The sequence below is a fragment of the Lysobacter antibioticus genome (assembly GCF_000731095.1).
GTDB lineage: Bacteria > Pseudomonadota > Gammaproteobacteria > Xanthomonadales > Xanthomonadaceae > Lysobacter > Lysobacter antibioticus_B.
Genome location: NZ_JMTZ01000156.1, coordinates 1 through 1,517 on the forward strand (window position 1 = coordinate 1; position 1,517 = coordinate 1,517).

Here is a 1,517-nt window from a genome sequence, read left to right on the forward strand (position 1 = left end):
CCGGGTGCGACCTGCGTGTTGACGGGCACCTACACGGTGACCGCGGCCGACGTGACTGCCGGTTCGATCAGCAATACAGCGACCTCGACCAGTACCGTCTGTCCTGCGGGCAGCACCGATCCGGCCTGCACCACGACGATCAACACCCCGGTGGTTCCGTCGACGGTCAGCTACACCAAGTCCGCCAGCACGGCCGGTCCGGTCGTGGTCGGCGACGTGATCACCTACACCCTGACGACGACGGTGGCGAACGCGCAGACCATCGGTGTGTTGACCCTGACCGACACGCTGGGCGCTGGCCTGGACTTCGTGGCGGTGACGGGCCAGAGCCCGGCGAGCGCTTATACCTGCAATGCCGCCAATCCGCTGGTCTGCACGCTGCCGGCCGGTACGGTGCCGGGCGTCTACACCGTGACCTACACGGCACGGGTCAACGCTCAGGCGACGGGTGGCGTGACCAACGCCGTGGTCGGCACGGGCACGGACAATCCGACCTGCACCGGCACCTGCACCACCAATACGCCGGTGACGGCGTCGGCGGTGAGCTACGAGAAGACGGCGAGCACCGCCGGTCCGGTCGTGGTCGGCGACGTGATCACCTACACCTTGACGGCGACGGTGACCAACGCGCAGACCACGGGCGTGACCACGCTGACCGACACGATGGGGTCCGGCCTGGACTTCGTCGCGGTGACCAGCGCCGGTGCCTTCACCTGCAATGCGGCCAATCCGCTGGTGTGCACCTTGCCGGCCGGTACGGTGCCGGGTAGCTACGCGGTGACCTACACCGCGCGGGTCAACGGCCAGGCCGGTGGCAGCGTGAACAATGCGGTGGTCGGCACCGGTACGGACGCTCCGAGTTGCAGCAATGCGGGCTGCTCGGTCACGACCGAAGTCGCGCCGCCGGTGGTCAGCTACGCGAAGTCGGCCAGTACGGCCGGCCCGGTGGCGCAAGGCGACACGATCACCTACACGCTGACGACGACGGTGGCCAACGCGCCGACGCGCAACGCCCTGACCCTGACCGATACCCTGGGCACGGGTCTGGACTTCACCGCGGTGACCGGTGCAGCCGGCTACAGCTGCAACGCCGCCAACCCGCTGGTGTGCACGCTGCCGGCCGGTACGGTGCCGGGCACCTACACGGTGACTTACACCGCGACGGTCAACGCACAGGCGTCGGAGACGGTGAACAACACCGTGGTCGGCACCGGTACGGACAACCCGTCGTGCGTGGGCGTGTGCACCACCAGCACCACGGTGGCGCCGCCGCCGACCCTGCGGGTGATCAAGCAGGCCTCGCCGCGCGATGTGAAGATCGGCGACCTGGTCCGCTACACGGTTACGGTCGAGAACACCGGTACCGTCGACGCGATCGATGCGACCCTGGTCGACACGCCGCCTGCAGGCTTCACCTTCGTCGACGGTTCGCTGTCGGTCGCGGATCGCGACGGCGTCGGTCGCCTGGTCGGTACCTATCCGATCCAGGTCGACCAGGTCGACATCGCCGCCGGTGA

1 protein-coding gene is annotated in these 1,517 nt (G+C 68.5%); it reads left to right on the forward strand.

Annotation, left to right across the window (positions count from 1 at the left end; genetic code table 11):
* Positions 1–1,517: isopeptide-forming domain-containing fimbrial protein (locus EX88_RS0122735; protein ID WP_031374270.1), on the forward strand; the 1,517-nt coding region annotated here is incomplete at both ends.